Origin of the sequence: Mycobacterium sp. ACS4331, from assembly GCF_001667265.1 — a bacterium.
Lineage (GTDB): Bacteria > Actinomycetota > Actinomycetes > Mycobacteriales > Mycobacteriaceae > Mycobacterium.
The window spans coordinates 1-26,428 of the sequence record NZ_LZHW01000031.1 but is presented as its reverse complement, the minus strand read 5'-3'; the positions used below and the strand labels follow the sequence as shown (position 1 = coordinate 26,428).

The 26,428-nt window shown below is 68.6% G+C and carries 23 protein-coding genes; 17 read left to right on the top strand and 6 right to left on the bottom strand.

What is annotated here, in order from left to right; genetic code table 11:
- Positions 1–78: 78 nt before the first annotated feature.
- The 3 genes from A5727_RS08240 to A5727_RS08230 are packed head-to-tail and all read left to right on the top strand — an operon-like array spanning position 79 to position 4,585.
- Positions 79–2,742 carry a valine--tRNA ligase gene (locus A5727_RS08240; protein ID WP_068247456.1) on the top strand — a complete coding sequence of 888 codons (2,664 nt, stop codon included), beginning with the start codon at positions 79–81 and terminating at the stop codon, positions 2,740–2,742.
- Positions 2,739–4,196 (top strand): bifunctional tetrahydrofolate synthase/dihydrofolate synthase, encoded by a 1,458-nt coding sequence (gene folC, locus A5727_RS08235; RefSeq protein WP_068247454.1) that lies wholly within the window; start codon positions 2,739–2,741, stop codon positions 4,194–4,196. The genes A5727_RS08240 and folC overlap by 4 nt, the downstream gene beginning before the upstream one ends.
- On the top strand, positions 4,193–4,585 hold the full coding sequence (locus tag A5727_RS08230) for a DUF4233 domain-containing protein (RefSeq protein ID WP_068247450.1): 393 nt from the start codon (positions 4,193–4,195) through the stop codon (positions 4,583–4,585). The genes folC and A5727_RS08230 overlap by 4 nt, the downstream gene beginning before the upstream one ends.
- Positions 4,586–4,589: 4 nt before the next feature.
- Here A5727_RS08230 and A5727_RS08225 read toward each other — a convergent pair whose 3' ends face one another.
- Both A5727_RS08225 and A5727_RS08220 read right to left on the bottom strand, forming a co-directional pair.
- Complete coding sequence (locus tag A5727_RS08225; protein ID WP_068247439.1) at positions 4,590–5,741, bottom strand: DUF7802 domain-containing protein; 1,152 nt, start codon at positions 5,739–5,741, stop codon at positions 4,590–4,592.
- Positions 5,734–6,687: a metal-dependent hydrolase gene (locus A5727_RS08220; RefSeq protein WP_068247436.1), complete on the bottom strand. Its 954-nt coding sequence runs from the start codon at positions 6,685–6,687 to the stop codon at positions 5,734–5,736. The genes A5727_RS08225 and A5727_RS08220 overlap by 8 nt, the downstream gene beginning before the upstream one ends.
- 245 nt (positions 6,688–6,932) lie before the next feature.
- Between A5727_RS08220 and A5727_RS08215 the strand changes: the two genes are divergently transcribed.
- From A5727_RS08215 to proB, 7 genes are all read left to right on the top strand, one after another.
- On the top strand, positions 6,933–7,541 hold the full coding sequence (locus tag A5727_RS08215) for a TetR/AcrR family transcriptional regulator (protein ID WP_068247433.1): 609 nt from the start codon (positions 6,933–6,935) through the stop codon (positions 7,539–7,541).
- A 46-nt stretch (positions 7,542–7,587) separates the two neighbouring features.
- Positions 7,588–7,998 (top strand): nucleoside-diphosphate kinase, encoded by a 411-nt coding sequence (gene ndk, locus A5727_RS08210; protein WP_068247430.1) that lies wholly within the window; start codon positions 7,588–7,590, stop codon positions 7,996–7,998.
- Positions 7,999–8,320: 322 nt separating this feature from the next.
- A complete protein-coding gene (rne, locus tag A5727_RS08205; protein ID WP_082949671.1) occupies positions 8,321–11,482 on the top strand; it encodes a ribonuclease E in 3,162 nt (1,053 codons plus the stop codon).
- A gap of 181 nt (positions 11,483–11,663) precedes the next feature.
- A complete protein-coding gene (rplU, locus tag A5727_RS08200; RefSeq protein ID WP_068247425.1) occupies positions 11,664–11,975 on the top strand; it encodes a 50S ribosomal protein L21 in 312 nt (103 codons plus the stop codon).
- Positions 11,976–11,991: 16 nt separating this feature from the next.
- Entirely contained in the window at positions 11,992–12,249 is a 258-nt protein-coding gene (rpmA, locus tag A5727_RS08195) for a 50S ribosomal protein L27 (RefSeq protein ID WP_068247422.1), read from the top strand.
- Positions 12,250–12,343: 94 nt separating this feature from the next.
- Positions 12,344–13,795: a GTPase ObgE gene (obgE, locus tag A5727_RS08190; protein WP_068247417.1), complete on the top strand. Its 1,452-nt coding sequence runs from the start codon at positions 12,344–12,346 to the stop codon at positions 13,793–13,795.
- Complete coding sequence (proB, locus tag A5727_RS08185) at positions 13,792–14,904, top strand: glutamate 5-kinase (RefSeq protein WP_068247410.1); 1,113 nt, start codon at positions 13,792–13,794, stop codon at positions 14,902–14,904. The genes obgE and proB overlap by 4 nt, the downstream gene beginning before the upstream one ends.
- A 48-nt stretch (positions 14,905–14,952) precedes the next feature.
- Here proB and A5727_RS08180 read toward each other — a convergent pair whose 3' ends face one another.
- On the bottom strand, positions 14,953–15,591 hold the full coding sequence (locus tag A5727_RS08180) for a TetR/AcrR family transcriptional regulator (RefSeq protein WP_068247407.1): 639 nt from the start codon (positions 15,589–15,591) through the stop codon (positions 14,953–14,955).
- A gap of 66 nt (positions 15,592–15,657) precedes the next feature.
- On the opposite strand from A5727_RS08180, the gene A5727_RS08175 reads away from it, so the two are divergent.
- The gene (locus tag A5727_RS08175) at positions 15,658–16,947 is read left to right on the top strand and encodes a cytochrome P450 (protein ID WP_068247405.1); all 1,290 of its coding nucleotides are present in this window, start codon (positions 15,658–15,660) and stop codon (positions 16,945–16,947) included.
- Here A5727_RS08175 and A5727_RS08170 read toward each other — a convergent pair.
- Positions 16,937–17,791, bottom strand: coding sequence for a Sir2 family NAD-dependent protein deacetylase (locus tag A5727_RS08170; protein WP_068247846.1), 855 nt, complete (start codon positions 17,789–17,791; stop codon positions 16,937–16,939). The genes A5727_RS08175 and A5727_RS08170 overlap by 11 nt on opposite strands.
- A gap of 36 nt (positions 17,792–17,827) precedes the next feature.
- Here A5727_RS08170 and A5727_RS08165 point away from each other — a divergent pair, with 36 nt between their 5' ends.
- Positions 17,828–19,879, top strand: a complete 2,052-nt coding sequence (locus A5727_RS08165) for an NAD(+) synthase (RefSeq protein WP_068247402.1) — start codon at positions 17,828–17,830, stop codon at positions 19,877–19,879.
- Between the two features lie 123 nt (positions 19,880–20,002).
- On the opposite strand, the gene A5727_RS08160 is transcribed toward A5727_RS08165, so the two are convergent.
- A complete protein-coding gene (locus A5727_RS08160) occupies positions 20,003–20,767 on the bottom strand; it encodes an endonuclease/exonuclease/phosphatase family protein (RefSeq protein ID WP_068247399.1) in 765 nt (254 codons plus the stop codon).
- 46 nt (positions 20,768–20,813) lie between these two features.
- Between A5727_RS08160 and A5727_RS08155 the strand changes: the two genes are divergently transcribed.
- Positions 20,814–21,392, top strand: a complete 579-nt coding sequence (locus tag A5727_RS08155; protein ID WP_068247842.1) for a hypothetical protein — start codon at positions 20,814–20,816, stop codon at positions 21,390–21,392.
- Positions 21,393–21,395: 3 nt separating this feature from the next.
- Positions 21,396–21,755 (top strand): STAS domain-containing protein, encoded by a 360-nt coding sequence (locus A5727_RS08150; protein ID WP_068247394.1) that lies wholly within the window; start codon positions 21,396–21,398, stop codon positions 21,753–21,755.
- Between the two features lie 71 nt (positions 21,756–21,826).
- Here A5727_RS08150 and A5727_RS08145 read toward each other — a convergent pair whose 3' ends face one another.
- Positions 21,827–22,690, bottom strand: a complete 864-nt coding sequence (locus A5727_RS08145; protein ID WP_068247392.1) for a ribokinase — start codon at positions 22,688–22,690, stop codon at positions 21,827–21,829.
- A 41-nt stretch (positions 22,691–22,731) separates the two neighbouring features.
- Between A5727_RS08145 and A5727_RS08140 the strand changes: the two genes are divergently transcribed.
- Genes A5727_RS08140 through A5727_RS08130 form a run of 3 tightly spaced genes read left to right on the top strand, consistent with a single transcriptional unit; the run spans position 22,732 to position 26,343 of the window.
- Positions 22,732–23,991, top strand: a complete 1,260-nt coding sequence (locus A5727_RS08140) for a glutamate-5-semialdehyde dehydrogenase (protein ID WP_068247840.1) — start codon at positions 22,732–22,734, stop codon at positions 23,989–23,991.
- A 13-nt stretch (positions 23,992–24,004) separates the two neighbouring features.
- The gene (locus A5727_RS08135) at positions 24,005–24,889 is read left to right on the top strand and encodes an AAA family ATPase (protein ID WP_157521279.1); all 885 of its coding nucleotides are present in this window, start codon (positions 24,005–24,007) and stop codon (positions 24,887–24,889) included.
- A complete protein-coding gene (locus tag A5727_RS08130; RefSeq protein ID WP_068247386.1) occupies positions 24,889–26,343 on the top strand; it encodes a vWA domain-containing protein in 1,455 nt (484 codons plus the stop codon). Before A5727_RS08135 ends, A5727_RS08130 begins: the two co-directional genes overlap by 1 nt.
- Positions 26,344–26,428 lie beyond the last annotated feature (85 nt).

Here is a 26,428-nt window from a genome sequence, read left to right as displayed (position 1 = left end):
CGCATTCCGCGGGGCCCCCGACTTCACCCGAGGTCGGGGGCCTTCGCGTCGGTTTGGCGGCCTCAATAGAATCAACGGGTGACCGCCACCCCCAATACGCGCGCCGAGTCCCTGCCCAAGTCGTGGGATCCGAGCGCGGTAGAGACCGAGCTGTATCAGGGGTGGGTCGACGCCGGCTACTTCACCGCCGATCCGACCAGCGACAAGCCGGCCTACTCGATCGTGCTCCCGCCGCCCAACGTCACCGGCAGCCTGCACATGGGGCATGCGCTCGACCACACGCTGATGGACGCGCTGACCCGACGCAAGCGGATGCAGGGCTTCGAGGTGCTCTGGCTGCCCGGCATGGACCACGCCGGCATCGCCACCCAGTCGGTCGTCGAGAAGCAGCTGGCCGCCGACGGCAAGACCAAAGAGGACTTCGGTCGCGAACTGTTCGTGGAGAAGGTCTGGGATTGGAAGCGCGAGTCCGGTGGGACCATCGGCGGGCAGATGCGCCGCCTCGGCGACGGCGTCGACTGGAGCCGTGACCGGTTCACCATGGACGAGGGCCTGTCCCGCGCCGTCCGCACGATCTTCAAACGCCTCTACGACGCCGGCCTGATCTACCAGGCCGAACGGCTCGTCAACTGGTCGCCGGTGCTGGAGACCGCGATCAGCGATCTCGAGGTGAAGTATGAGGACGTCGAGGGTGAGCTGGTGTCCTTCCGGTACGGCTCGATGTCCGACGACGAGCCGCACCTGGTGGTGGCGACCACCCGTATCGAGACGATGCTGGGTGACACCGCGATCGCGGTGCATCCCGACGACGAGCGGTACCGCGCGCTGGTCGGCACCACGCTGCCGCATCCCTTCCAGGACCGCGAGATCGTGGTCGTCGCCGACGAGCACGTCGACCCCGAGTTCGGCACCGGTGCCGTCAAGGTCACCCCGGCGCACGACCCCAACGACTTCGAGATCGGTCTGCGGCACAACCTTCCGATGCCGACGATGATGGACACCAAGGGCCGGATCGCCGACACCGGAACCCAATTCGACGGCATGGACCGGTTCGAGGCGCGGGTCGCGGTCCGCGAGGCGTTGGCCGCCCAGGGCCGCATCGTCGCCGAGAAGCGGCCCTATCTGCACAGCGTCGGGCACTCCGAGCGCAGCGGTGAGCCCATCGAACCGCGCCTCTCGCTGCAGTGGTGGGTCAAGGTCGACTCCCTGGCGAAGGCCGCCGGTGACGCGGTCCGCAACGGCGACACCGTGATTCATCCGCCCAGCCTCGAGCCGCGGTGGTTCGGCTGGGTGGACGACATGCACGACTGGTGCATCTCGCGCCAGCTGTGGTGGGGGCACCGCATCCCGATCTGGCACGGTCCCGACGGCGAGAAGGTGTGCGTCGGGCCCGATGAGACGCCGCCGGAGGGCTGGGAACAGGATCCCGATGTGCTCGACACGTGGTTCTCGTCGGCGCTGTGGCCGTTCTCCACGATGGGCTGGCCCGACCGCACCCCCGAACTCGAGAAGTTCTATCCGACCAGTGTTCTGGTGACGGGATACGACATCCTGTTCTTCTGGGTGGCGCGCATGATGATGTTCGGCACCTTCGTCGGCGGCGACGACACCATCACCCTCGGCGGAACCCGGCCGGCTCAGGTGCCGTTCCAGAATGTGTTCCTGCACGGCCTGATTCGTGACGAGTTCGGCCGCAAGATGAGCAAGTCGAAGGGCAACGGCATCGACCCGCTGGACTGGGTCGAGGCGTTCGGCGCCGACGCGCTGCGGTTCACCCTGGCCCGCGGTGCCAGTCCCGGCGGAGACCTGTCGATCGGTGAGGACCACGCCCGGGCCTCGCGCAACTTCGCGACCAAGGTGTTCAACGCCACGCGCTTCGCACTGATGAACGGCGCGGCGCCGGCCGACCTGCCGGACGCGACGGCGCTGACCGACGCCGACCGCTGGATTCTGGGCCGTCTGGAGCAGGTGCGCGCCGAGGTCGACGCGGCCTTCGACGCCTACGAGTTCAGCCGGGCGTGTGAGTCGCTGTACCACTTCGCGTGGGACGAATTCTGTGACTGGTATGTCGAGTTGGCCAAAGTTCAGCTCGCCCAGGGCGTTTCGGGTACCACCGCGGTGTTGGCCGTTGTCCTGGACAACCTGCTCAAACTCCTGCACCCGGTCATGCCGTTCGTCACCGAGGTGCTGTGGAAGGCCCTGACCGAGGGCGAGGCAGGGGCTGAGTCGCTGGTGATCGCGACCTGGCCGACGCCGTCCGGCATCGCACTCGACGCGGTGGCGGAAAGGCGCATCGCCGACATGCAGAAGTTGGTCACCGAGGTGCGCCGCTTCCGCAGTGATCAGGGCCTGGCCGACCGGCAGCGGGTTCCGGCGCGACTGTCCGGCATCGCCGAGGCGGACCTGACCCAACAGGTGCCCGCCGTCACCGCGCTGTCCTGGCTCACCGACGCCGACGAGGGCTTCGCGGCCAGCGCGTCGATCGAGGTGCGGTTGTCGCAGGGCACGGTCCTGGTCGAGGTCGACACCTCCGGCACCGTCGACGTGGCCGCCGAGCGTCGCCGGCTGGAGAAGGATCTGGCCGCCGCGCAGAAGGAATTGGCAGGGACCACAGCCAAACTCGGGAACGAGGCGTTCCTGGCCAAGGCGCCCGAGGCCGTCGTCGCAAAGATCCGGGACCGGCAGCAGTTGGCCGGCGAAGAAGTGGAGCGCATCACCGCGAGGCTGGGCGCTCTGCAGTGAGCCTCGACGACGACGACGTCCCGGCCGACGAGCCCACCCTCGCCGACGAGCCCACGCCCGACGAGGTGGCGGCTCTGCTGCAGGTCGAGCATCTGCTCGACCAGCGCTGGCCGGAGACCAAGATCGAGCCGTCGACCGCGCGTATCACCGCCCTGATGGAGATGCTCGGCTCACCGCAGTTGAGCTATCCGAGCATCCACATCGCCGGGACGAACGGAAAGACGTCGGTGGCTCGGATGGTCGACGCCCTCCTGACCGCGTTCAGCAGGCGCACGGGCCGCACCACGAGCCCGCATCTGCAGTCGGCCACCGAGCGCATCTCGATCGACGGGAAGCCGATCAGTCCCGCGCGGTACGTCGAGACCTACCGCGAGATCGAACCCTTCGTGCATCTGGTCGATCAGCAGTCGCAGGCGGCGGGCGGGCCCGCGATGAGCAAGTTCGAGGTCGTCACGGCGATGGCATTCGCGGCCTTCGCCGACGCACCCGTGGACGTCGGCGTCATCGAAGTCGGTCTCGGCGGGCGGTGGGATGCCACCAACGTCGTCGATGCACCCGTCGCCGTCATCACGCCGATCGGGATGGACCACACCGAGTTCCTCGGCGAGGACCTGGCCACGATCGCGGCCGAGAAGGCCGGCATCATCAAGAAGCACGCCGGGGACCCGGTGGCCGCCGAACTCGACCTGAGCACCGTGGCGATCATCGGAGAGCAGGCGCCTGAGGTCATGGAGGTGCTGCTGGCGCGCACCGTCGAGGCCGATGCGGCCGTGGCGCGCGCGGGTTCGGAGTTCGCGGTGCTGACCCGACAGACCGCCGTCGGCGGACAGCTTCTCGAGATCCAGGGCCTGGGCGGGGTGTACTCCGACATCTTCCTTCCCCTGCACGGCGAGCATCAGGCGCACAACGCGGCGCTGGCGCTGGCCGCGGTGGAGGCGTTCTTCGGCGCCGGCGCGGCACGCCAACTCGACATCGACACCGTGCGCGCCGGTTTCGCGTCGGTGGCCAGTCCGGGCCGCCTGGAGCGGATGCGCAGCGCCCCGACGGTCTTCATCGACGCCGCGCACAACCCGGCCGGTGCCACCGCCCTGGCCGCTGCGCTTGCGGCCGAGTTCGACTTCAGCTTCCTGGTCGGTGTGGTCTCGGTGATGGCGGACAAGGACGTGGACGGACTCCTCGCCGCGCTGGAACCCGCCTTCGATCAGATCGTGGTGACGCACAACGGTTCTCCGCGTGCGATGGCCGTCGAGGAGCTGGCGCTGCGGGCCGAGGAGCGGTTCGGCCAGGAACGCGTGATCGTGGCGCCGACCCTGGCCGACGCCATCGAGACCGCGACCGCGGTGGTGGAGGACGCCGGGGCCGGCGAGGGCCTGTCGGGGACGGGCATAGTGATCACCGGTTCGGTCGTCACCGCGGGTGCGGCGCGAACCCTGTTCGGCAAGGACCCCCAATGAGCGAGCAGACACCGGCACCGTCGGATCCCTGGAAGAGCTTCCGCGGCGTGATGGCGGGCACGCTCATCCTCGAGGCGATCGTCGTCCTGCTCGCGCTGCCGGTGGTCGGATCGGTCGGCGGCGGACTGACCGGACTCTCGACGGCGTACCTGATCGGGTTCGCCGTGCTTCTGGTGCTGATGAGCGGTGTCCAGGGCCGGCCGTGGGCGATCTGGGCCAACGTCGGTGTGCAGGTGGCGCTGATCGCGGGCTGGGCCATCTATCCCGGCATCGGGATCATCGGGATCATCTTCGCCGTGGTGTGGCTGATGATCGTCTACCTGCGTGCGGAAGTCCTGCGCAGGCAGCGCCGCGGGCTGCTGCCGGGACAGCAGCAGCCACGCGACTGACGCGCTACCCCGCGGCGGTGGCCGTCTCCGGCGTGTCCGCGGCGGCGCTCTGCCGGGTCGGCACGGTCGCCGCGGCCACGAGGCTCGCGATCGCGACGACAAAGCACGCGACGGTGTACCAGAGGCTTCCGGTCGGGTCGCCGTTCGCCGTCATCCCGTCCACCGCGCCGAAGTACGCGGGCATCGCCGTCGCCCACAACAGGGCCATCACACCGAGGTAGACCGCGGCATACCCGAGGATCAGCGTGGGGGCGGGGTGCGTGCTGCCCGCCCCGCCGCGCAGGCGCCGCCACTGTGCGATGAGCACTACGGCTGAGATGGCGCTGAGCACAACCAGTTCCAGTGCGTACACGACACCTCCGATCGTGGTGTCGCCGGTGAGGCTGCCCGTCACGGTCGCCGGAAGCGGCAGGATGAACGTGCCGATCGCGGCGAGCACACCCACCACGATCGTGCGCAGCACCACCTGACCGCCGGTGAAGGACCTGCCGGCATCGACGTGGCGGCCGACGAAGAACTGCACGCAGAACGCCAGCGACGTGGGCCACAGGGCCGCGAACACCACGACGCTGGGCAGCGGCACCGAATCGAAGAAGGGCTGGTTCAGCGGGTGGTCCAGGGTCCACTCCCACCACCGCAGTTGTGGCCCGAGGTGGTCGAAGATCTCGTAGAACGCGTGGTGCACGAACCCGACGCACAGCGCCCCGATGAACGACCCGTAGCGGGCGAAAACCCCAAGCCTGCGCACGATTTCGAAGGAGATCGTCGCCATGATCGGGTAGATCGCGATGATGTACAGCGGCAGTCGGTCCCAGAGGAATTCGACCGTGAACACGTTGTGGGCGAACATCGTGTCGACGTAGTCGCTGATGCCGAAGGCCGACGGGAAGTACAGCGGCGGTTCGATGATCAGCAGGTAGGCGATGGCGCCGAACCACAGCACCAGGTTGGTGGGATCGCCGTGCCTGCGCTGACGGTTGATCGCATACACCAGGGCCAGCACCGCGCCGGTGACGATCAGCACCTCGAGCACCAGCAGAGTCCAGTTCTCCAGGCCGAACGGGTTGCGGAGGTTGACCAGCCCGCCGACCTCCTCACACGAGAAGCCGAGCCGGGCAGCGAGATCGGCGAAGGTCGGTGTGCACAGATCAGACATGGGTGCTGTCCTTTGTCACGGCGTCCACCTTGTTCCCCGCGGTGTACCACCGCGTCACTTCGTACCCCTGGTCGTACCGATCGAACCACTCCTGGGCCAACGCGGGGAGCTTTTCGTGCGCGGGATCGTGGCCCGGGATCTGACTGCGCACCACGCCGGACATCGCCGTCAGCATCTCGCGTACCGGCAGGTGCCGGAAGGCGTTCTCGCAGGGGCCGTCATAGGGCGCCTTGGTGAACGGAAGCTTCTGCAGCAGAGACTTTTTCCGGGCCTGCATGCCGAACATCGACATCGCGTCGATCTGGCGTTCCGCGAGGGGGACATGCTCGTTGAAGCCCTCGCAGGCGACCTTGAGCGCGGCCCACACGTGCTTGAAGACCGACGGCGCCACCCGCATCCGGTACCACGGGTCATCGACCACCGCGTCGTAGATGATCAGTGCCGAACTGCGGTGCTCGACCTCTTCGACGAAGTGCCACAGGAACAGTGAGGCCACGCGGTCGTCACCCGGGGCGAACAGGGTGTCGTCGTGGTCGAGCATCAGCTTGAAGACCGGGGTGAAGGTGGCCTCCAGGTCGGCCGTGTAGGCCAGCCGGTACTTCAGCGGGGTGTTTTCGGTGAGGTCGTCGTAGGCGGCGATCACCGCACCGAGGGTCTCCTTGAGGCCCGGATAGCTCTTGATGAGCGCCTTGACGTGCTGACGGTGGGCCATCGAGTGCTGGCCCTCCTGCCGCGTGAAGGCGTCGGCCTCGGCGGCGACCTCAGGGTCGGTGATCAGCGGCATGGCCTCGGTGATCATCGCGCCGATCATCTTCTCGAAGGCGACGGCCAGGAAGGACACCGCATTGGCCATGCTCGCGAACGCTGGGTTGGCCTCGTTCCACAGGAACGGCACGGGGGATTCGGCGAATGCGAACCGCATCTTGCGGACGATCAGGTCGGTCATCGGGGGAGCACCTCGCTTGGTAATCATACAAAGATGACGATCGATGTATGATTGTATGGTGGCGCGTGCCACGTCAAGCCGCGGCATGCCGATTCCGGCCCGCGAGCGTGCACCTGCGTACGGATCTCCCCGGCAGATGCGTACGTGGTTGCGGGCTCGGCGATGGGAGAGGTGCGCGCGGCGACGGCGGGGGCCTCGGCCTCCTCGCTATCCTGCAGAAATGCCGTCAGAGGGTGGGTCGACCAGTGGCTCGTAGGCGAGGATGGAACGGCAGTCCGCCGGCCGACGACGACGAGGCGTCACGGCGCATCGTCGAGGCCGCCGTGGGACTCCTCGCGCAGACCGGGACCGCGATCAGCATCTCCGACGTCGCGGCGTCGCTCGGTGTCATCCGTCAGACCGTGTACCGCTACTACCCGACGGCCGATGCGCTCATGCGGGCCGCCGCGATCGCCTCGGTCGACGACTTCCTCGACCGTCTCGCCGAGGCCGTCCGCGGCATCAAGGATCCCGCGGAGGCGATGACCGAGGGGGTGTTGTATTCGCTCGACGAGGTGGCGCGCACCCCCCACCTCGGAATCCTGCTGTCCGAGCCCTACGTCAGCACCCACTCTGGGGCGATCGCCTCGGACGAGGCGCGGGAGATCGGCATGCGGATGATCAACCGCTTCGACGTCGACTGGGCGCACTACGGTTACGACGACGCGGCGCTGACCGACCTGGTGGAGTTCACGCTGCGGACCATGCTGTCCTTCTTCGTGGCGCCCAACCCTGCGTCCCGTTCCCGTGACGATCTGCGGGCGTTCCTGAACCGGTGGCTCGGCGGCGCGATTCTTGCCCAGAACCGGTCCTGACCTGGCAGTTGACGTTTGGTCAACCGGGCCGGGTACGCTGTCCGCCGTGACTGAGCGGACTCTTGCCCTGATCAAGCCCGACGGTGTGCAGCGACAGCTGGTGGGGGAGATCATCGCCCGCATCGAGCGCAAGGGGCTGTCTATCGCGGCCCTTGAGCTGAAGAACGTCGACGACGCCCTGGCCCGGGCACACTACGCCGAGCACGACGGCAAGCCGTTCTTCGACTCGCTGCTGGAGTTCATCACCTCGGGCCCCGTCGTGGCCGCCATCCTCGAAGGGCCGCGCGCGGTCGCCGCCTTCCGGCAGTTGGCCGGTGGCACCGATCCGGTCGAGAAGGCCGTGCCGGGCACGATCCGGGGCGACTTCGGCCTCGAAACCCAGTTCAACCTGGTGCACGGCTCGGACTCGACCGAGTCCGCAGAGCGCGAGATCGCGCTCTGGTTCCCCGGTCGCTGATCCGCGGCGCACCGGCAAAATCTCCACCTGGTCGGACCACGCGATCCCGTATGGGATACTGACTGTCGGGTGTACGTCGTCACACCGGCGGCTGACACTCGGATGAAGACTTCGACGAGCGCGACCATCGCTACCAGCGGTGTGGCGCCGACCGTCCCAGCCATCATTCCAACCAGGCACCGAACAGGGTCGCTGACTCCGAACAGGATGTCCGCGAGCCTCTCGGGGCGAGACCATACAAGCCCGGCCATCCACCGGGTACATAGCGGAGGCCCTCGCGCGGCCGCGTCACAAAGACGCGCCCGGGGGCTAAGGAGACTACGTGGACGACGATGCCCAAAACACTGACCGCACCGACAACGACACCGCAGAAGCTGCGGTGGAGGGCCAGGCCTCAGGCACTGAGCAGCCTGAACTGCCCGATCGCCTGAGGGTTCATTCCCTGGCTCGGGTGCTCGGCACCACCAGTCGGCGGGTCCTCGATGCGCTGATCGAGCTGGACGGCCGCTCCCGCAGCGCGCATTCGAGCGTCGACCGAGTCGATGCGGTACGGGTCCGCGACGTGCTCGCCGCCAACGACGCCGAGGCCGGCGCCGCAACACCTGAACCCGCTGAGGCCCCGGCACCCGCTGAGGCCCCCGCACCCGTCGAGGCGCCTGCCCCCGCCGAGGTTGAGGTGGTCGCGGCCGAATCGGGCGCCACCGACACCCCTGAGTCCGGCGACGGTGACCACGCCACGCTGCTCAACCCCTTCTCGCCCTTCTCGGCTCCCGAGGAGCCGGAATCCAGGCTGCTGCTCGAGACGCCGGCCGGCCAGGCCGAGTCCGAGGCTTCGGCCGCCGACTACCTTCCGTTGTTCGTCGCACCCCAGCCCGTCGAGGCCCGGCCGAAGCCCGTCGCCGACGAGCAGGAGGCCGACCACGACGAGCCCGTCGCCGATGAGTCGGGCGCCGATGAGGGTGAGGATTCGGCGGAAGCCGACGACAGCGACGATTCGGAGCGGCCGGCCAACCGGCGCCGCCGCCGGGGTCGCCGCGGCCGCGGCCGCGGGCGTGGCGGAGACAGCGCCTCCGATTCCGACGGTGACGACGACGACTCCGACGCCTCGCCCGAGTCCGCCGAAACGGACTCCGACTCCGACTCTGACTCCGACGCCGCGGAGTCCGAGGACTCCGACGAGCAGGGTGATGACGAGGCCGGCGGTTCCGATGGGACCACCCGTCGCCGCCGTCGCCGCAGGCGCCGCAAGTCCGGCTCCAGCGACGACGGTGAGGCCGCATCGCCGGACGATCCGCCCAACACGGTCGTCCACGAGCGCGCGCCCCGCGAGAAGAGTCGCAACGACAACGACGAGATCCAGGGCATCAGTGGATCGACGCGCCTGGAGGCCAAGCGGCAGCGCCGCCGGGACGGCCGGGACGCGGGCCGTCGCCGTCCGCCGATCCTGAGCGAGGCCGAGTTCCTGGCCCGCCGTGAAGCCGTCGAGCGCACCATGATCGTGCGTGACAAGGTCCGCACCGAACCCCCGCACGAAGGCGCTCGCTACACCCAGATCGCGGTCCTCGAGGACGGCGTCGTGGTGGAGCACTTTGTGACTTCGGCCGCTTCGGCCTCGCTGGTCGGCAACATCTACCTGGGCATCGTGCAGAACGTGCTGCCGTCGATGGAGGCGGCCTTCGTCGACATCGGCCGCGGTCGCAACGGCGTGCTCTACGCGGGTGAGGTCAACTGGGAGGCCGCCGGCCTGGGCGGCAGCAACCGCAAGATCGAGCAGGCCCTCAAGCCGGGCGACTACGTCGTCGTGCAGGTGAGCAAGGATCCGGTGGGGCACAAGGGTGCTCGCCTCACCACCCAGGTGTCACTGGCGGGCCGCTACCTGGTCTACGTGCCGGGTGCCTCGTCGACCGGCATCAGCCGCAAGCTCCCCGACACCGAGCGACAGCGGCTCAAGGAGATCCTGCGCGAGGTCGTCCCATCGGATGCCGGCGTGATCATCCGCACCGCGTCGGAGGGCGTGAAGGAAGAGGACATCCGGTCCGACGTCACCCGCCTGCAGGAGCGCTGGACGCAGATCGAGGCCACGGCCGTCGAGACCAAGAAGAAGGCCGCCGGTGCGGCGGTCGCCCTCTACGAGGAGCCCGATGTCCTGGTCAAGGTCATCCGCGATCTGTTCAACGAGGACTTCTCCAATCTGATCGTCTCGGGCGATGATGCCTGGAACACGATCAACGACTACGTGAACTCTGTTGCGCCCGAGCTTCTTCCGAAGCTCACCAAGTACGAGAACGAGTCCGGCCCCGACGTGTTCGCGGTGCACCGCATCGATGAGCAGCTGGCCAAGGCGATGGACCGCAAGGTGTGGCTGCCCTCGGGCGGCACGCTGGTGATCGACCGGACCGAGGCGATGACCGTCGTCGACGTCAACACCGGAAAGTTCACGGGCGCAGGCGGAAACCTCGAGCAGACCGTCACCAAGAACAACCTCGAGGCGGCCGAGGAGATCGTTCGGCAGCTGCGGTTGCGCGACATCGGCGGAATCGTGGTCATCGACTTCATCGACATGGTGCTGGAGTCCAACCGGGATCTGGTGCTGCGCCGCCTCACCGAGGCGCTGGGCCGCGACCGCACCCGGCATCAGGTGTCGGAGGTGACCTCCCTGGGCCTGGTGCAGCTGACCCGGAAGCGCCTGGGCACCGGCCTGATCGAAGCGTTCTCCACCACCTGCACGCACTGTGCCGGACGAGGCATCGTGCTGCATGCCGACCCGGTGGACTCCGCTGCGCCCTCGGCGCGCAAGTCGGAGTCCGGAGGCGGCAGCGGCGGCGGACGGCGCGGTAAGCGCGGCAAGAAGGCCAAGGTCGAAGAGCCGCAGCCGGTCGCGAAGATCCCCGCGCACGCCGCTGGTGATCACCCGATGTTCAAGGCGATGGCTGCGGCCAACGGCAAGCACGACGACGACGAGAACGACACGGTGGAGACCGACGAGGGCGACCTGCGCAACCTCGACGAGGATTCCGTGCACGAGTCCGTCGGCGAGGAGCGTGTCGAGGACGCCGGTTTCGAGGAGCCGGATGACTTCGACGAGTCCGACGACGCCGATGAGGCCGACGAGGACGCCGACGTCGAAGACGAGGACTCGGACGAGGACGCCGTCGATGAACTCGACCTCGACGATGACGACGAGGAATCCGAGGACGACATCGACGAGGTGGACTTCGTCGACGACGACACCGACGACGACGACGGTGATGAGGACGACACCGACGGTGACGAGGACGACACCGACGATGACGACGACACCGACGATGACGACGACGATGGTGACGAGGACGACACCGACGGTGACGACGAGGACGTCGACGACGAGGATGACGCCGCCGACGACGAGGACACCGTCGACGATTCCGGGGTCGAGGAACCCGTGGTCGTGGCACGTCCACGCCGCAGAAGGGCCGCGGTCCGGGCCGCGGGCCCCCCGCGCTGACAGGCGGTTTGACCCTCTACCCGCTGGTCACGTAACCTTGAGCAGTTGTCTGCAGGCCCTGCGCCCGCAGCGGCGGACTTCCGCGGTGTGAGCCGCAGCTCCGCCACCACAGACCCGCGTTCGCAGCCTTCGGGTGGCGCGCGCCCACCAGAAGCACGACGAGACGAGGACAGGCAAAACGATGGCGACATACGCAATCGTCAAGACCGGCGGCAAGCAGTACAAGGTCGCCGCGGGTGACGTGGTCAAGGTCGAGAAGCTCGACGTCGAGCCCGGCGCCAAGGTTGAGCTGCCCGTCGCGCTCGTCGTCGATGGTGCGAAGGTCACCACCGACGCCAAGGATCTGGCCAAGGTCGCCGTCACCGGCGAGGTGCTCGAGCACACCAAGGGTCCCAAGATCCGCATCCACAAGTTCAAGAACAAGACCGGCTATCACAAGCGGCAGGGCCACCGTCAGCAGTTGACGGTGCTCAAGGTCACCGGCATCAAGTAACGACGGAGCGAACGACATGGCACATAAGAAGGGCGCTTCCAGCTCACGCAACGGTCGCGACTCAGCCGCCCAGCGGCTCGGCGTCAAGCGCTTCGGCGGACAGGTCGTCAAGGCCGGCGAGATCATCGTCCGCCAGCGCGGCACTCACTTCCACCCCGGCGTCAACGTCGGTCGTGGCGGCGACGACACCCTGTTCGCGCTGTCGGCCGGCGCGGTCGAGTTCGGCCAGAAGCGTGGCCGCAAGACCGTCAACATCGTTCCGGCAGAAGTCTGAGTTCTCCACCGCGAATGTGAAGCCCGCTGCGGGATCTCGGAGTATTCGGCGATCTCTCGCAGTAGCTTCACAATCGAGGTGAAAGGACCATCCCATGCCCCGCTTTGTCGATCGTGTCGTGATCCACGCGCGAGCGGGTTCGGGCGGCAACGGCTGCGCCTCGGTGCACCGCGAGAAGTTCAAGCCGCTCGGCGGCCCCGACGGCGGTAACGGCGGCCGGGGCGGCAGCATCGTGCTCGTCGTCGACCCGCAGGTCCACACGCTGCTGGATTTCCACTTCCACCCGCACGTCGTCGCGCCCTCCGGTAAGCAGGGCGCGGGCAGCAACCGCGACGGTGCAGCAGGAGCCGATCTCGAGGTGAAGGTGCCCGACGGCACCGTCGTCCTCGATGAGCAGGGCCGCCTGCTGGCCGATCTGGTCGGCGCGGGCACCCGCTTCGAGGCCGCCGCGGGAGGTCGCGGCGGACTCGGCAACGCCGCCTTGGCGTCACGGGCCCGCAAGGCCCCCGGTTTCGCCCTGCTCGGTGAGAAGGGCGAAGAACGGGACCTGACGCTCGAACTCAAGACCGTGGCCGACGTCGGTCTGGTGGGGTTCCCGTCGGCCGGCAAGTCCTCGTTGGTGTCGGCAATCTCGGCGGCCAAGCCGAAGGTGGCCGACTACCCCTTCACGACACTGGTGCCCAATCTGGGTGTGGTGTCGGCGGGGGAGCACACGTTCACCGTGGCCGACGTCCCCGGCCTGATCCCGGGCGCCTCCGAGGGCCGTGGGCTGGGTCTGGACTTCCTCCGGCACATCGAGCGGTGCGCCGTGCTGGTGCACGTCATCGACTGCGCCACCCTGGAACCCGGGCGTGACCCGATCTCCGACATCGATGCCCTCGAGGCTGAGTTGGCCGCCTATCAACCCACCCTGCAGGGTGATTCGACGCTGGGCGACCTGGCCGACCGGCCGCGCGCGGTGGTGCTGAACAAGATCGACATACCCGACGCCAGGGAGTTGGCCGAATTCGTCCGCGCCGATGTCGCCGAACGGGGCTGGCCGGTCTTCGAGGTGTCGACAGTGAGCCGAGAAGGATTGCGGCCGTTGATCTTCGGTCTGTGGGACATGGTTTCGGCCTACCGGGCGGCCCAGCCGGTGCTGACGCCTCGCCGCCCCGTCATCCGGCCGATCCCGGTGGACGAGACCAGCTTCTCGGTCGAGACCGACGGCCACGGCGGTTTCATCGTGCGTGGCACGCGGCCCGAACGGTGGATCGCCCAGACCAACTTCGACAACGACGAGGCCGTGGGCTATCTGGGTGACCGGTTGGCACGCCTGGGCGTCGAGGAGAAACTGTTGAAGCTCGGTGCCACCCCAGGGTGCGCGGTGACGATCGGCGACATGACCTTCGACTGGGAGCCGCAGACCCCGGCGGGCGTCGACGTCACGATGACCGGTCGCGGCACGGACATCCGTCTCGACCGCAGCGACCGCGTCGGGGCCGCGGAACGCAAGATCGCGCGCAAGCAGCGCCGGCAGTCCGACGAGGACGACTCAGAGCAGTGAGCACGCATCGCGAGGCCATCAGGACCGCGCGGTCTGTGGTGGTGAAGATCGGCACGACGGCACTGACCACCCCCAGCGGGGTGTTCGACACCTCCAGGCTGCAGTACCTCGCCGACGCCATCGAGGCGCGGATGAGGGCGGGATCCGATGTGGTCATCGTGTCCTCGGGTGCGATAGCCGCGGGCATTGAGCCGCTGGGGCTGACCAAGCGGCCGGCTGACCTCGCCACCAAACAGGCCGCCGCCAGTGTCGGCCAGGTCGCACTGGTGAACTCGTGGAGTGCGGCGTTCGGCCATTACGGGCGCACCGTCGGGCAGGTTCTGTTGACGGCGCACGACATCTCGATGCGCGTGCAGCACAACAATGCCCAGCGCACGCTGGACCGGTTGCGCGCGTTGCATGCGGTGGCGATCGTCAACGAGAACGACACCGTCGCGACCAACGAGATTCGGTTCGGCGACAACGACCGCCTCTCGGCGCTGGTCGCGCATCTGGTCGGGGCGGACGCCCTGATTCTGCTGAGTGACATCGACGGCCTGTATGACGGCGATCCCCGCAAGGCCACGGCGGACAAGCCCGCACGCTTCATCCCGGAAGTCGCCGGTCCCGACGACCTCGCCGATGTCACCGCCGGACGGGGCAGCAGCCTCGGCACCGGCGGCATGGTGTCGAAGCTGTCGTCGGCTCTGCTGGCCGCCGACGCCGGCGTGCCGGTGCTGCTGGCCGCCGCCTCGGACGCGGCCGCGGCGCTGGCGGACGCATCGGTGGGCACGGTGTTCGCCCCGCGTGCCGAACGGATGTCGGCCCGCCGGTTCTGGGTCCGCTACGCGGCCGAGAGCTCCGGTGCCCTGACCCTCGACGACGGTGCCGTGCGAGCCGTCCTCAAACAGCGTCGCTCGCTGCTTCCGGCCGGGATCACCGCGGTGAGCGGCCACTTCCACGGTGGCGACGTCGTCGAACTCCGCGGCGCCGACTCGACGGTGGTGGCCCGCGGCGTGGCGGCCTATGACGCCGCCGAGTTGTCGACCATGATCGGTCGGTCAACCTCCGATCTGCCCGTCGAACTGCGCAGGCCCGCGGTCCACGCCGACGATCTGGTGGCCCTCTAGGTCAACCGCTGAGACCGCAGTGTGGGGCGGCGGCCCCCGCCTGGGAGCTCAACGCGCCGGTGCGGGTTTCAGATACAGTGCGCCCCAGATGATCTCGGTCAGCACGTCGGCGAGTTCGGCGTCATACCTGCGCGGGTTCTGCGGCAGGTTCTGCTGGCAGGAGCGTTCCACCATCCAGGTCAGGGCCGCGGCCGTGGTGGCGGCGGGCAGTTCGGGACGGATGGTGCCCGCGGCCTGTCCGCCCTCGATCACCGCGGTCACCCCCTCGGCCACACCGTCGAGCAGTTCGCGATAGGTCCCGCGGACGTCCGCGTCGTAGGGCGCCATCTCGTTGAGCGCGACGAGCACGGGTTGATGGGCGCGGTAGGCCGCGATGATCTTGGTGATGCCGGCGTGCGCATCGGCGTAGTCGTGGCGATCGGCCACCGACCACCACGTCTGGGCGGCCGCGGTGAGATCGGCGAAGACCTGGATCGCGAGGCGACGGAGCAGGTGCCCCTTGTCCTCGAAGTAGATGTAGAAGCTGGCGCGCGAGATCCCAGCCTCAGTGGCGAGTCGATCCACGCTCAATTCGGTGAAACTCGACCCGTCGGCCATCAGTCGATCGGTCGCCTCAAGCAGTCGACGTTCGATCTGCTGGCGGCGTTCCTTGCGGTTGGCCTGCGGCTTTCTGGTCACCGACGGCATGGCAGCAGAGTAGTCGATACGCGAGCACCTTGACTAGACATAGTGTCTAGTCGTACGGTCTCGGCCATGAGCGTCTCCGATGTGACTCCGAACACAGCCGCCCCGGCCAGTGGCGTGGATCGCACCTACGACTCGATCGACCTGTCGTCGAGGGCGTTCTGGGCCCGCACGGCCGATCATCGCGAACGGGCGTTCGCCGAACTGCGCGAACAGCGCCCGGTCAGCTGGCATCCGCCCGTCGAGGACTCGCTGATGCCCGATCCCGCCGACCGCGGCTACTGGGCCGTCACCCGGCACGCCGACGTCGCCGAGGTGAGCCGCAACAGCGAGGTGTTCCTGTCGGGACAGGGAGTGCTGTTCGAGAACATCCCCGAGGAACTGCTCGAGGCGTCGCAGTCCTTCCTGGCGATGGACCCGCCCCGGCACACGCTGATCCGCAAGGTGGTGCATGCCGCGTTCACTCCCCGGCAGGTGCGCCGCATCGAGGAGTCGATCAAGGCCAACGCCAAGGAAATCGTCACCGAGATGCGCGCCGCGGGCAGTGGTGTCGACTTCGTCGACCACTGCGCCAAAGAGTTGCCCATTCGGACCCTGTCGGACATGGTCGGCATCCCGGAGTCGGAGCGCCACAGGGTCGCCGAGGCCGCCGACGCGCTGGTGTCGTGGAGCGACGAGGTCTACCTCGACGGCCGCAACCCGCTCGAGGTGCTGGTCGCCAACCAGATGTACCTGCACCAGGTGGCGCTGACGCTCGCGGCCGAACGCCGCACCAACCCGGGCGACGACCTGCTCAGCGCCCTGGTGCAGGCCGAGGTCGAGGGTTCACGCCTGACCGACCCCGAGGTGGCCGCGTTCTTCGTCCTGCTCGCGGTGGCCGGCAACGACACCACGCGCCAGACCACCAGCCATGCCATGAAGGCGCTGACCGATCATCCCGAGCAGCGGGCCTGGCTGCTCGAGGACTTCGACGGCCGCATCGGCATGGCGGTCGAGGAGTTCATCCGCTGGGCCACCCCCGTCATGACCTTCCGGCGCACCGCCGCCGTCGACTGCGAACTCGGCGGGCAGCAGATCCGCGCGGGTGAGAAGGTCGTGATGTTCTACTCGTCGAGCAACCGAGACGCCGAGGTCTTCGACCGGCCGCAGGAGTTCGACCTGAGCCGCAGCCCCAATCCGCACCAGGGATTCGGCGGTGGCGGGCGGCACTTCTGCCTCGGTGCACACGTCGCACGCGCCCAGCTGAGGGCCATCTTCGGGGAACTGCTGGCGCAGATCCCGGACCTGCAGGCTGGGGAACCCGCTTATGTGCCGGGCAATTTCATCCACGGCGTGCGGTCCATGCCGGTCACCTGGTGAGTGAGGCCGGCGCCGCGGGCCTCAGCTCGTCGGCCAGCAGTGCCAGCATCTCCGAGCACCCACTGTCGACCTTGACCGTCGCGTCGGCGTCGCCGCGGGTCGGGCCCCGGTTGACGATCGCCACCGGCAGTCCGTGCGACACGGCGTGCCGGGCGAAGCGGTAGCCGGAGAACACCGTCAGCGACGAACCCGCCACCAGAACCGCATCGGACCGCTCAATCAGCGAATAGGCCTGCTGAACAACGTCTTTGGCCACGCTTTCGCCGAAGTAGACGATGTCGGGCTTGAGCATCCCACCGCACCGCGGGCAGTCGAGATGGCGGAACGTCGCCGTGTCCGCGAGCACCGCGTCAGCATCGGGTGCCACCGCGATGCCGCCCACCGCTTCGGCGCGTTCGAGGAAGCCGGGATTGAGAGCCTCGAGTTCGTCGGCCAGCGCGGTCCTGCTCATGCGCAACCGGCACGACAGGCACACCACCCGGTCGTAGGTGCCGTGCAGATTGATCACGTTGCGACTGCCGGCCTTGGTGTGCAGCAGGTCGACGTTCTGGGTGATCACCCCGGTGACAACCCCGGCGTGTTCCAGCGCCGCCAGAGCGCGGTGCCCGGCATTGGGCGCACAGGCGGCCATGTGCCGCCAGCCGACGTGATTGCGCGCCCAGTAGCGCTGGCGGAACTGCGGGTCGGAGGTGAACTGCTGGATCGTCATCGGATTGCTCGGCGGCGAATCGGGGCCGCGGTAGTCCGGAATCCCCGAGTCGGTGGACAGCCCCGCGCCGGTGAGCACCGCGATTCGCTTACCTGACAGGACGGCGATCAACTCAGGAGCTTCTGGGCCATGCATCGACTCCACCCTACGGCGTTGGGCCACAATGGCCCAGTGAGCTTCTATTCCGCATACCGGCATGGTTTCGTCCGCGTCGCCGCGTGCACGCTGCACACGACGATCGCCGATCCGGCGGCCAACGCCGAGGCGGTGCTGGCGACGGCACTGGAATGCCATGACGACGCCGTCGCCCTTGCGGTGTTCCCCGAACTGACGCTGACCGGTTATTCGATCGACGACATCCTGCTGCAGGACAGCCTGCTGGAGGCGGTCGAGGAGGCCCTGTCTCACATCGTGGCGGCCTCGACCGACCTGCTGCCGGTGCTCGTCGTGGGGGCACCGCTGCGCTGGCGCAACCGGGTCTACAACACCGCCGTCGTCATTCACCGCGGCGCGGTGCTGGGTGTGGTGCCCAAGTCGTACCTGCCGACCTACCGCGAGTTCTACGAGCGCAGGCAGATGGCCCCCGGGGACGACGTGCGGGGCGTCATCGGCTTCGCCGGCCTCGAGGCGCCGTTCGGGCCCGACCTGCTGTTCGCCTGCGCCGACGTGCCCGAATTCGTGCTGCACGTCGAGATCTGCGAGGACATGTGGGTGCCGGTGCCGCCGAGTGCGCGGGCCGCACTGGCGGGGGCGACGGTGCTGGCCAACCTGTCGGGCAGCCCCATCACGGTCGGTCGGGCCGAGGACCGCAAGCTGATGGCCCGGTCGGCGTCATCGCGGTGCCTGGCGGCCTACGTCTACGCCGCGGCCGGAGAGGGCGAGTCGAGTACGGATCTGGCCTGGGACGGCCAGACGATGATCTACGAGAACGGCGTCCTGCTCGCGGAATCCGAGCGTTTCCCGAAGGGCCCACTGCGCAGCGTCGCCGACGTCGACGTCGCCCTGCTGCGCGCGGAGCGGTTGCGGATGGGCACATTCGACGACAACCGCCGCACCTACGGCATCGAGGACACCGCGACGCGGCGCGTGCCGTTCCGGCTCGATCCGCCCGACGACGACATCGGACTGCGCCGCCGGATCGAACGGTTCCCGTTTGTGCCGTCGGATCCCACCCGGCTGCAGCAGGACTGCTACGAGGCCTACAACATCCAGGTCGCCGGCCTGGAGCAGCGGTTGCGCGCGCTGAAGTACCCGAAGGTCGTGATCGGGGTGTCGGGAGGGTTGGACTCCACCCACGCCCTGATCGTCGCGGCCCGAGCGATGGACCGAGAGGGACGGCCCCGCAGCGACATTCTGGCCTTCACGATGCCCGGCTTCGCCACCGGCGACCGGACCAAGGGCAACGCCATCGCGTTGTCCAAGGCGCTCGGTGTGACGTTCGAGGAGATCGACATCCGTGACACCGCGTCGCTCATGCTCACCGAGATGGGCCACCCGTTCGGTCGCGGCGAGAAGGTCTACGACGTGACGTTCGAGAACGTGCAGGCCGGTCTGCGCACCGACTACCTGTTCCGGTTGGCCAATCAACGCGGTGGCATCGTGCTGGGCACCGGTGATCTCTCCGAACTGGCGCTCGGGTGGTCGACCTACGGCGTCGGCGACCAGATGTCGCACTACAACGTCAACGGCGGCGTGCCGAAGACGTTGATCCAGCATCTGATCCGATGGGTCATCTCCAGCGGCGAGTTCGAGGACGCCGTCGGGCAGGTGCTGCAGTCGGTGCTCGACACCGAGATCACCCCCGAACTGGTGCCCACCGGCGAGGACGAGGAGATCCAGAGCAGCGAGGCCAAGGTCGGACCCTATGTGCTGCAGGACTTCTCGCTGTTCCAGGTGCTCCGCTACGGCTTCGGCCCGGCGAAGGTGGCCTTCCTGGCGTGGCACGCCTGGCGGGATGCCGAGCAGGGGCACTGGCCGATGGGCTATCCCGTGGACAAGCGGCCGTCCTACTCGCTGACCGAGATCCGGAGCTGGCTGCAGGTGTTCGTCCAGAGGTTCTACTCCTTCTCCCAGTTCAAACGTTCTGCACTGCCCAACGGGCCCAAGGTGTCGGCCGGGGGAGCGCTGTCGCCGCGCGGAGACTGGCGGGCACCGTCGGACATGTCCGCGCGGGTCTGGCTCGACGCGATCGAACGGGAGATCCCGCAGGACCCGCAGAAGTAGCCGCCGCCTCCGTTTTCCGCCCCGTGGGAGTGGGTACAGCGATGGGAACAGTTCTGCGCGTCGTTGCACCGACAGGAGGGTGGCGCCATGATCACCCCTCTGATCAGCGGCGGGGCACCGGAATCAGCCTCTGTCGACGTCGACCACCAGGGGCAGGTGGTCGGAGATGGCTGCCACGGGGGTGGCGCAGCGCCGGGCCCGCAGCGCCGGGTCGTCGGTCAGTACATGGTCGAGCTGGCGGTCCGGCCTCGGACTGGGAAACGTCTTCGCGACGGCCAGGGGGCGCAGACCCGACCAGCGGGCCGCGGGGCGCACGGTCAGGTTGAGATCCCCGGTGAGCAGACGCGGCCCCGGCATCGCCAGCAGATCGCGTGCCAGGCCGCGCAGTTGGTGGCGATTCCAGCCGGGGACGAACGACAGATGGGTGTTGGCCACCGACATCGTGCCCAGCGGCGTGGCCAACTGCGCGATCACCGCCGCCCGGGGCTCCTCGTCGACGATCATCACGCGCCCGGGGCCGGGCAGGTACATCGGGAAACGCGCCGGGATCCGCGGAAGCCGGACCACCTGCCAGTGCTCGGCGGGGAAGCGCGAGAGCAGCGCGATGCCGTAGGCGGCCGTGCCGGGCTGTTCGTCTCCCGTGGCCGCCATCCAGGTCGCGCCGGGCGTCCCGGAGATCGCCGCGACGAAGCGGTGCGTGACGGCGCCCATGGCCTCGGCGGCCACCGCCGTCAGATCCGCGTTGCCGGACCGCTCCTGATCGCAGTCGACCTCCTGGAGGGACAGCACGTCGGGGTCGAGTTCACGGATGCAGGCACGCAGCCGATCGAGCACCACGCCGTCGCCGACCGTGCGCCCGTGCAGGATGTTGAACGTTGCGACTCGCATGCTCCTGAGTTACCCACGGGTGGCGCTCCTGACTCTGGGGACGCCCATGCCGCCGCGTAACGACCTGCTGCGGGCTGCGCTGAAATCCGGCGCGTCGGCGCTCAAGGAGCACGGACCGCGATTCGCCCTCGCCGGCAGTTACGCCCTGTGGGTGTTCGGCGCACCCGAACCCGTGCACGATGTGGACTTCGTCGTCGCCGAGGCCGACACCGAGTCGGCGGCCACGACTCTGGCCAAGGCCGGGTTCACGATCGAACGCACACCCGAGGACTGGTTGTTCAAGGCGCACCTGGCTGACGTGGTGGTCGATGTGCTGCATCGGATCAACGGCGCACCGGTCACCGACACCGACCTCGACAGGGCGCACGAGCAGGACGTCCTGGCCATCCGGATACCGGTCCTGCCACCGACTCTGGTGGTCGCGCAGAAGTTGCGCGCCCTTGGTGAGCATTACTGCGACTTCGCCTCGCTGCTGCCCGCGGTGCGGGCCGTCCGCGAGCGGGTCGACTGGCACGAGATCCGTTGTGTGACTGCCGACAACGACTTCGCGGCGGCCTTTCTGCATCTGGTCGACCGCCTTGGCATCAGCACGCCCACCCACGGTAATGACGAGGAGAAGGAATGATCTGTGGCTGAACCGCTCGCGATCGTCATCCGCACCGAGAAGCACGACGGTTGCACGGTGCTGTCCGTCCGCGGTGACATCGATCTGGCGACCGCGCCGGCCCTCCAGGAGGCGGTCGACGGGGTGCTCTCGGAGGATCCGCCCGCACTCGTCCTCGACCTGTCCGAGGTGGACTTCCTCGGGTCGGTGGGCATGACGATCCTGGTCTCGGCGCACGAGGCGTTCGGACGCACGCACCGCTTCGCGGTGGTCGCCGACGGGCCGGGCACCAGTCGGCCCCTTCAGCTGACCAAACTGGACGAGATCATCCCGATCGTCGCGACGCTGACCGAGGCGATGACGACGGTGCGGGGCCGGCGGTGACCGCGGCCGACGATCGCCGGAGCCACCGTCCGATCTGAGGTCCGGATGCACTCGGTCCGGAGAGCGACGCTCTACGGCCCCAGCGCGAGCACGTCCTCGATGGCCTCGTCGGTGGGTGCGCACTCGCCGGCGCCGGGCGCCAGGGTCGCGAGCGCTCCCGCCGCGCACGCCCGCCGCAGCGCATGCCGGCGGTCGCCGGTCCAGCCCGCGGCCAGCACACCGGCGAACACGTCGCCGGCGCCGCTGGTGTCGACGGCCTCCACCGAGGGGGCGGACACCTCGAACCCGCCGTCGTTGCCGGCGTAGACGGCACCGCGCGCGCCCAGGGTGGTCACCAGGTGCGCGACGTCCCACTCCCACTGCGCGGCCTCGGTCTCGTTGACCACGACGACGTCGACCTCACGCGCCAGCTCCGCCAGGCTCGCGGTGTCGGTGCCGAGCGGGGAGGCGTTGAGCATCACGACCGCGCCGGCGCGGCGGGCCTGGCGCGCCGCGGCCAGGGCGGTGTCGATCGGTATCTCCAGCTGGAGCAGCAGCACGTCGCAGTCGGCGACGATGTCGCGGACGAGCTGGGAGTCCAGCGTCAGGTGAGCGTTGGCACCGGGGGCCACCACGATGACGTTCTCGGCGCTGTCCTGCTCGACGAGGATGACCGCGGCGCCGCTGGCCACGGGAAGCTCCACCACCCCCTCGAGGTCGACCCCGTTGGCCTCCAGGTGGGCGCGCAGCATGTGTGCGGCGGCGTCTTGGCCAACGGCCGCCACGAGGTGCACGTCGGCGCCCGCGCGGGCCGCGGCCACAGCCTGGTTCGCTCCCTTGCCGCCGGGCCCGACGGTGGTCGTCACCGCCAACACCGTCTGACCGGGCCGGGGCAGGCGCGGCACCCCGTACACCGTGTCGAAGTTCACGCTGCCGACAACGCATACCCGAGCCACCCGGCCAGGCTAACCCGCCGCATACCCGATAAGCTGCGATGATGAATCTGCAAGCAGCGACGCTTCCGGATGCCGCCTCCGATCTCCGGGCGCAGGTGCATGACGCCGCCCGCCGCGCGCGGGTCGCCGCGCGCACGTTGGCCACCCTGACCACCACCGTCAAGGACCGTGCGCTGCACGCCGCGGCCGACGCCGTCCTGGCCGCGGCCGACGACATTCTGGAAGCCAACGCCAAGGACCTCGAGGCCGCCCGCGCGGCCGGCACCGCCGAAGCCATGCTGGACCGGTTGGCGCTCAACCCACAGCGCATCGACGGCATCGCCGCCGGCCTTCGCCAGGTGGCCGGACTGCCCGATCCGATCGGCGAGGTGCTGCGCGGCCGCACCCTGCCCAACGGCCTGCAACTGCGGCAGCAGCGCGTCCCCCTCGGTGTCGTCGGCATCGTCTACGAAGGCCGTCCCAACGTCACGGTGGACGCCTTCGGGCTCACCCTCAAGTCGGGCAACGCGGTGCTGCTGCGCGGCAGTTCGTCGGCCGCCCACTCGAACGCGGCCCTGGTGGCCGTGCTGCGCGCCGCGGTGACCGCGGAGGGCCTACCCGCCGACACCGTTCAACTGCTGCCCAGCGCCGACCGCGCCAGTGTCACGCACCTGATCCAGGCCCGCGGTCTGGTCGACGTCGTGATCCCGCGCGGCGGAGCGGGACTGATCGACGCCGTGGTGCGCGATGCCACGGTGCCCACCATCGAGACCGGCGTCGGCAACTGCCACGTCTACGTCCATTCCGCCGCGGATCTCGATGTGGCCGAACGGATTCTGTTGAACTCCAAGACTCGGCGGCCCAGCGTGTGCAATGCCGCCGAGACGCTGTTGGTGGACGCGGGTATCGCGCCCACGGCGTTGCCGCGCCTGACCGCCGCACTGGTGGACGCGGGCGTGACCCTGCACACCGATCCCAGTGAGGACGAACTGCGGGCCGAATTCCTGTCGATGGACATCGCAGTCGCCGTGGTCGACGGAATCGACGCCGCGATCGCCCACGTCAACGAGTACGGCACCGGCCACACCGAAGCCATCGTCACCACCGATCTGGCTGCGGCGCAACGCTTCACCGAACGGGTCGATGCCGCCGCGGTGATGGTGAACGCCGCGACCTCCTTCACCGACGGTGAACAGTTCGGGTTCGGCGCGGAGATCGGCATCTCGACCCAGAAGCTCCACGCCCGCGGCCCGATGGGGCTGCCCGAACTGACCTCGACCAAGTGGATCGTCTGGGGAGACGGCCACACCCGGCCTGCCTAGAGAAGGAATTCCGTTGGAGAACCCAGCCACCCCGGCGAAGTCCGCGCCCCTGTTCACCGACATCGACGATGTCGCCCGCAGGCTCACGGAGACCGGGTACCTGCCAGACACCGCCACGGCCACCGCGGTGTTCCTCGCCGACCGGTTGGGTAAGCCGCTCCTGGTCGAGGGTCCCGCCGGTGTCGGCAAGACCGAACTGGCGCGCGCCGTCGCGCAGACCACCGGAGCCGAGCTGGTGCGCCTGCAGTGCTACGAGGGGGTCGACGAGGCCCGCGCGCTGTACGAGTGGAACCACGCCAAGCAGATCCTGCGCATCCAATCCGGCTCTGGGGACTGGGATCAGACCAAGACCGACGTGTTCAGCGAGGAGTTCCTGCTGTCTCGCCCGCTGCTGACCGCGATTCGGCGCACCGAGCCCACCGTGCTGCTGATCGACGAGACCGACAAGGCCGACATCGAGATCGAGGGCCTGCTGCTGGAGGTGCTGTCGGACTTCGCGGTCACCGTGCCCGAACTCGGCACCATCACGGCCGAACGCAAACCCTTCGTGGTGCTGACGTCCAACGCCACGCGTGAACTCTCGGAGGCGCTCAAGCGCCGCTGCCTGTTCCTGCACATCGATTTCCCCGATGCGGACCTGGAGCGCCGGATCCTGCTGTCTCGGGTGCCGGAACTGCCGGAGAAGCTGGCCGAGGAACTCGTCCGGATCATCGGTGTGCTGCGCGGAATGCAGCTCAAGAAGCTGCCGTCGGTGGCCGAGACCATCGACTGGGGGCGCACGATCCTGGCCCTGGGCATGGACACCATCGACGACGCCACCATCGCGGCGACGCTCGGCGTGGTGCTCAAACACCAGTCCGACCAGAACAAGGCGAGCGGGGAGCTGAGGCTCAACTGATGGCCGCCCGACGCACCCGACCCCCGCAGCCGCTCGCGCCGCACGGCCTGCCGGGACATCTCGTCGAGTTCGTCGAAGCTCTGCGCGGCCAGGGCATCTCGGTGGGGCCATCGGAGACCGTCGATGCCGGCCAGGTGATGGCGGCACTGGGCCTGTCCAACCGCGAAGTGCTGCGGGAGGGCTTGGCGTGCGCGGTGCTGCGCCGGTCCGACCACCGCGAAACCTATGACGCGCTGTTCGACCTGTGGTGGCCCGCCGCGCTGGGGGACCGCACCATCCTCGGAGATGATGCCTCCGCTGATGAGGCGGACGGCGAACCGCAGGGTCTGCCGCCCGAGGACGTCGAGGCCATGCGGGCCATGCTCTTGGACCTGTTGTCGGAGAACGAAGACCTGGCGAACATGGACCAGCGGCTGGCGGCCATGGTCGCCCAGATCGTCGAGCAGTATGGCAAGTACAACTCCAGTCGCGGGCCGTCGTACTCGTCGTATCAGGCGCTCAAGTCCATGGCGTTGGACGAACTCGAGGGCAAGCTGCTCGCCGGGCTGTTGGCGCCCTATGGCGACGCGCCCACGCCGACTCAGGAGGAGATCGCCAAGGCACTTGCCGCGCAGCGGATTTCGCAGATCCGAAAGATGGTCGAGTCCGAGACCAAGCGCCGCACCGCCGAGCAGCTGGGTCGCGATCACGTGCAGATGTACGGCATCCCGCAGCTGAGCGAGAACGTCGAGTTCCTGCGGGCCTCCGGGGAGCAGCTGCGCCAGATGCGCAAGACGGTCCAGCCGTTGGCGCGGACCCTGGCGACCCGGCTGGCCGCCAAGCGGCGCCGGCACCGAGCCGGTCAGATCGACCTGCGCAAGACGCTGCGCAAGTCGATGTCGACCGGTGGCGTACCCATTGACGTCGTGCTGGCCAAACCGCGGCCCGCGCGCCCCGAACTCGTGGTGCTGTGCGACGTGTCCGGTTCGGTCGCCGGTTTCAGCCACTTCACGCTGCTGCTGGTCAGTGCGCTGCGCCAACAGTTTTCGCGGGTCCGGGTGTTCGCGTTCATCGACACCACCGACGAGGTCACCCACATGTTCGGGCCCGACGCCGACCTGGCGGTCGCGGTGCAGCGCATCACGCGGGAGTCGGAGGTCTACACCCGCGACGGGCACAGCGACTACGGGCACGCATTCGTGTCGTTCCTGCAGAAGTACCCGAATGTGCTGTCGCCGCGCAGCTCTCTGCTGGTGCTCGGCGACGGCCGCAACAACTACCGCAATCCCGAGGTGGAACTGCTGACCCGGATGGTCAACGCCAGCAGGCATGCGCACTGGCTGAATCCGGAGCCGCGCCATTTGTGGGGCAGCGGGGACTCCGCGGTTCCGCGGTACGCCGACGCGATCACCATGCACGAATGCCGGTCGGCTCGGCAGTTGGCGTCGGTGATCGACGGGCTGCTGCCGGTTTAGTTTTCTCCCCGCGAGCCGCCCCCGCAAAGCCCAGGTTTGGGGGGCATATTAGGGGATTTGGGGGGGTGGGGGGGGGGGGGGGGGG

What these genes read in the sequence shown, in the direction of transcription:
- A5727_RS08230 (WP_068247450.1), top strand. Translation starts at nt 4,193, where the DNA reads ATGAGCGAGCAGACACCGGCACCGTCGGATCCCTGGAAGAGCTTCCGC.
- A5727_RS08225 (WP_068247439.1), bottom strand. Translation starts at nt 5,741, where the DNA reads ATGTCTGATCTGTGCACACCGACCTTCGCCGATCTCGCTGCCCGGCTC.
- A5727_RS08220 (WP_068247436.1), bottom strand. Translation starts at nt 6,687, where the DNA reads ATGACCGACCTGATCGTCCGCAAGATGCGGTTCGCATTCGCCGAATCC.
- rplU (WP_068247425.1), top strand. Translation starts at nt 11,664, where the DNA reads ATGGCGACATACGCAATCGTCAAGACCGGCGGCAAGCAGTACAAGGTC.
- rpmA (WP_068247422.1), top strand. Translation starts at nt 11,992, where the DNA reads ATGGCACATAAGAAGGGCGCTTCCAGCTCACGCAACGGTCGCGACTCA.
- obgE (WP_068247417.1), top strand. Translation starts at nt 12,344, where the DNA reads ATGCCCCGCTTTGTCGATCGTGTCGTGATCCACGCGCGAGCGGGTTCG.
- A5727_RS08180 (WP_068247407.1), bottom strand. Translation starts at nt 15,591, where the DNA reads ATGCCGTCGGTGACCAGAAAGCCGCAGGCCAACCGCAAGGAACGCCGC.
- A5727_RS08175 (WP_068247405.1), top strand. Translation starts at nt 15,658, where the DNA reads ATGAGCGTCTCCGATGTGACTCCGAACACAGCCGCCCCGGCCAGTGGC.
- A5727_RS08170 (WP_068247846.1), bottom strand. Translation starts at nt 17,791, where the DNA reads ATGCATGGCCCAGAAGCTCCTGAGTTGATCGCCGTCCTGTCAGGTAAG.
- A5727_RS08160 (WP_068247399.1), bottom strand. Translation starts at nt 20,767, where the DNA reads ATGCGAGTCGCAACGTTCAACATCCTGCACGGGCGCACGGTCGGCGAC.
- A5727_RS08155 (WP_068247842.1), top strand. Translation starts at nt 20,814, where the DNA reads ATGCCGCCGCGTAACGACCTGCTGCGGGCTGCGCTGAAATCCGGCGCG.
- A5727_RS08140 (WP_068247840.1), top strand. Translation starts at nt 22,732, where the DNA reads ATGAATCTGCAAGCAGCGACGCTTCCGGATGCCGCCTCCGATCTCCGG.
- A5727_RS08130 (WP_068247386.1), top strand. Translation starts at nt 24,889, where the DNA reads ATGGCCGCCCGACGCACCCGACCCCCGCAGCCGCTCGCGCCGCACGGC.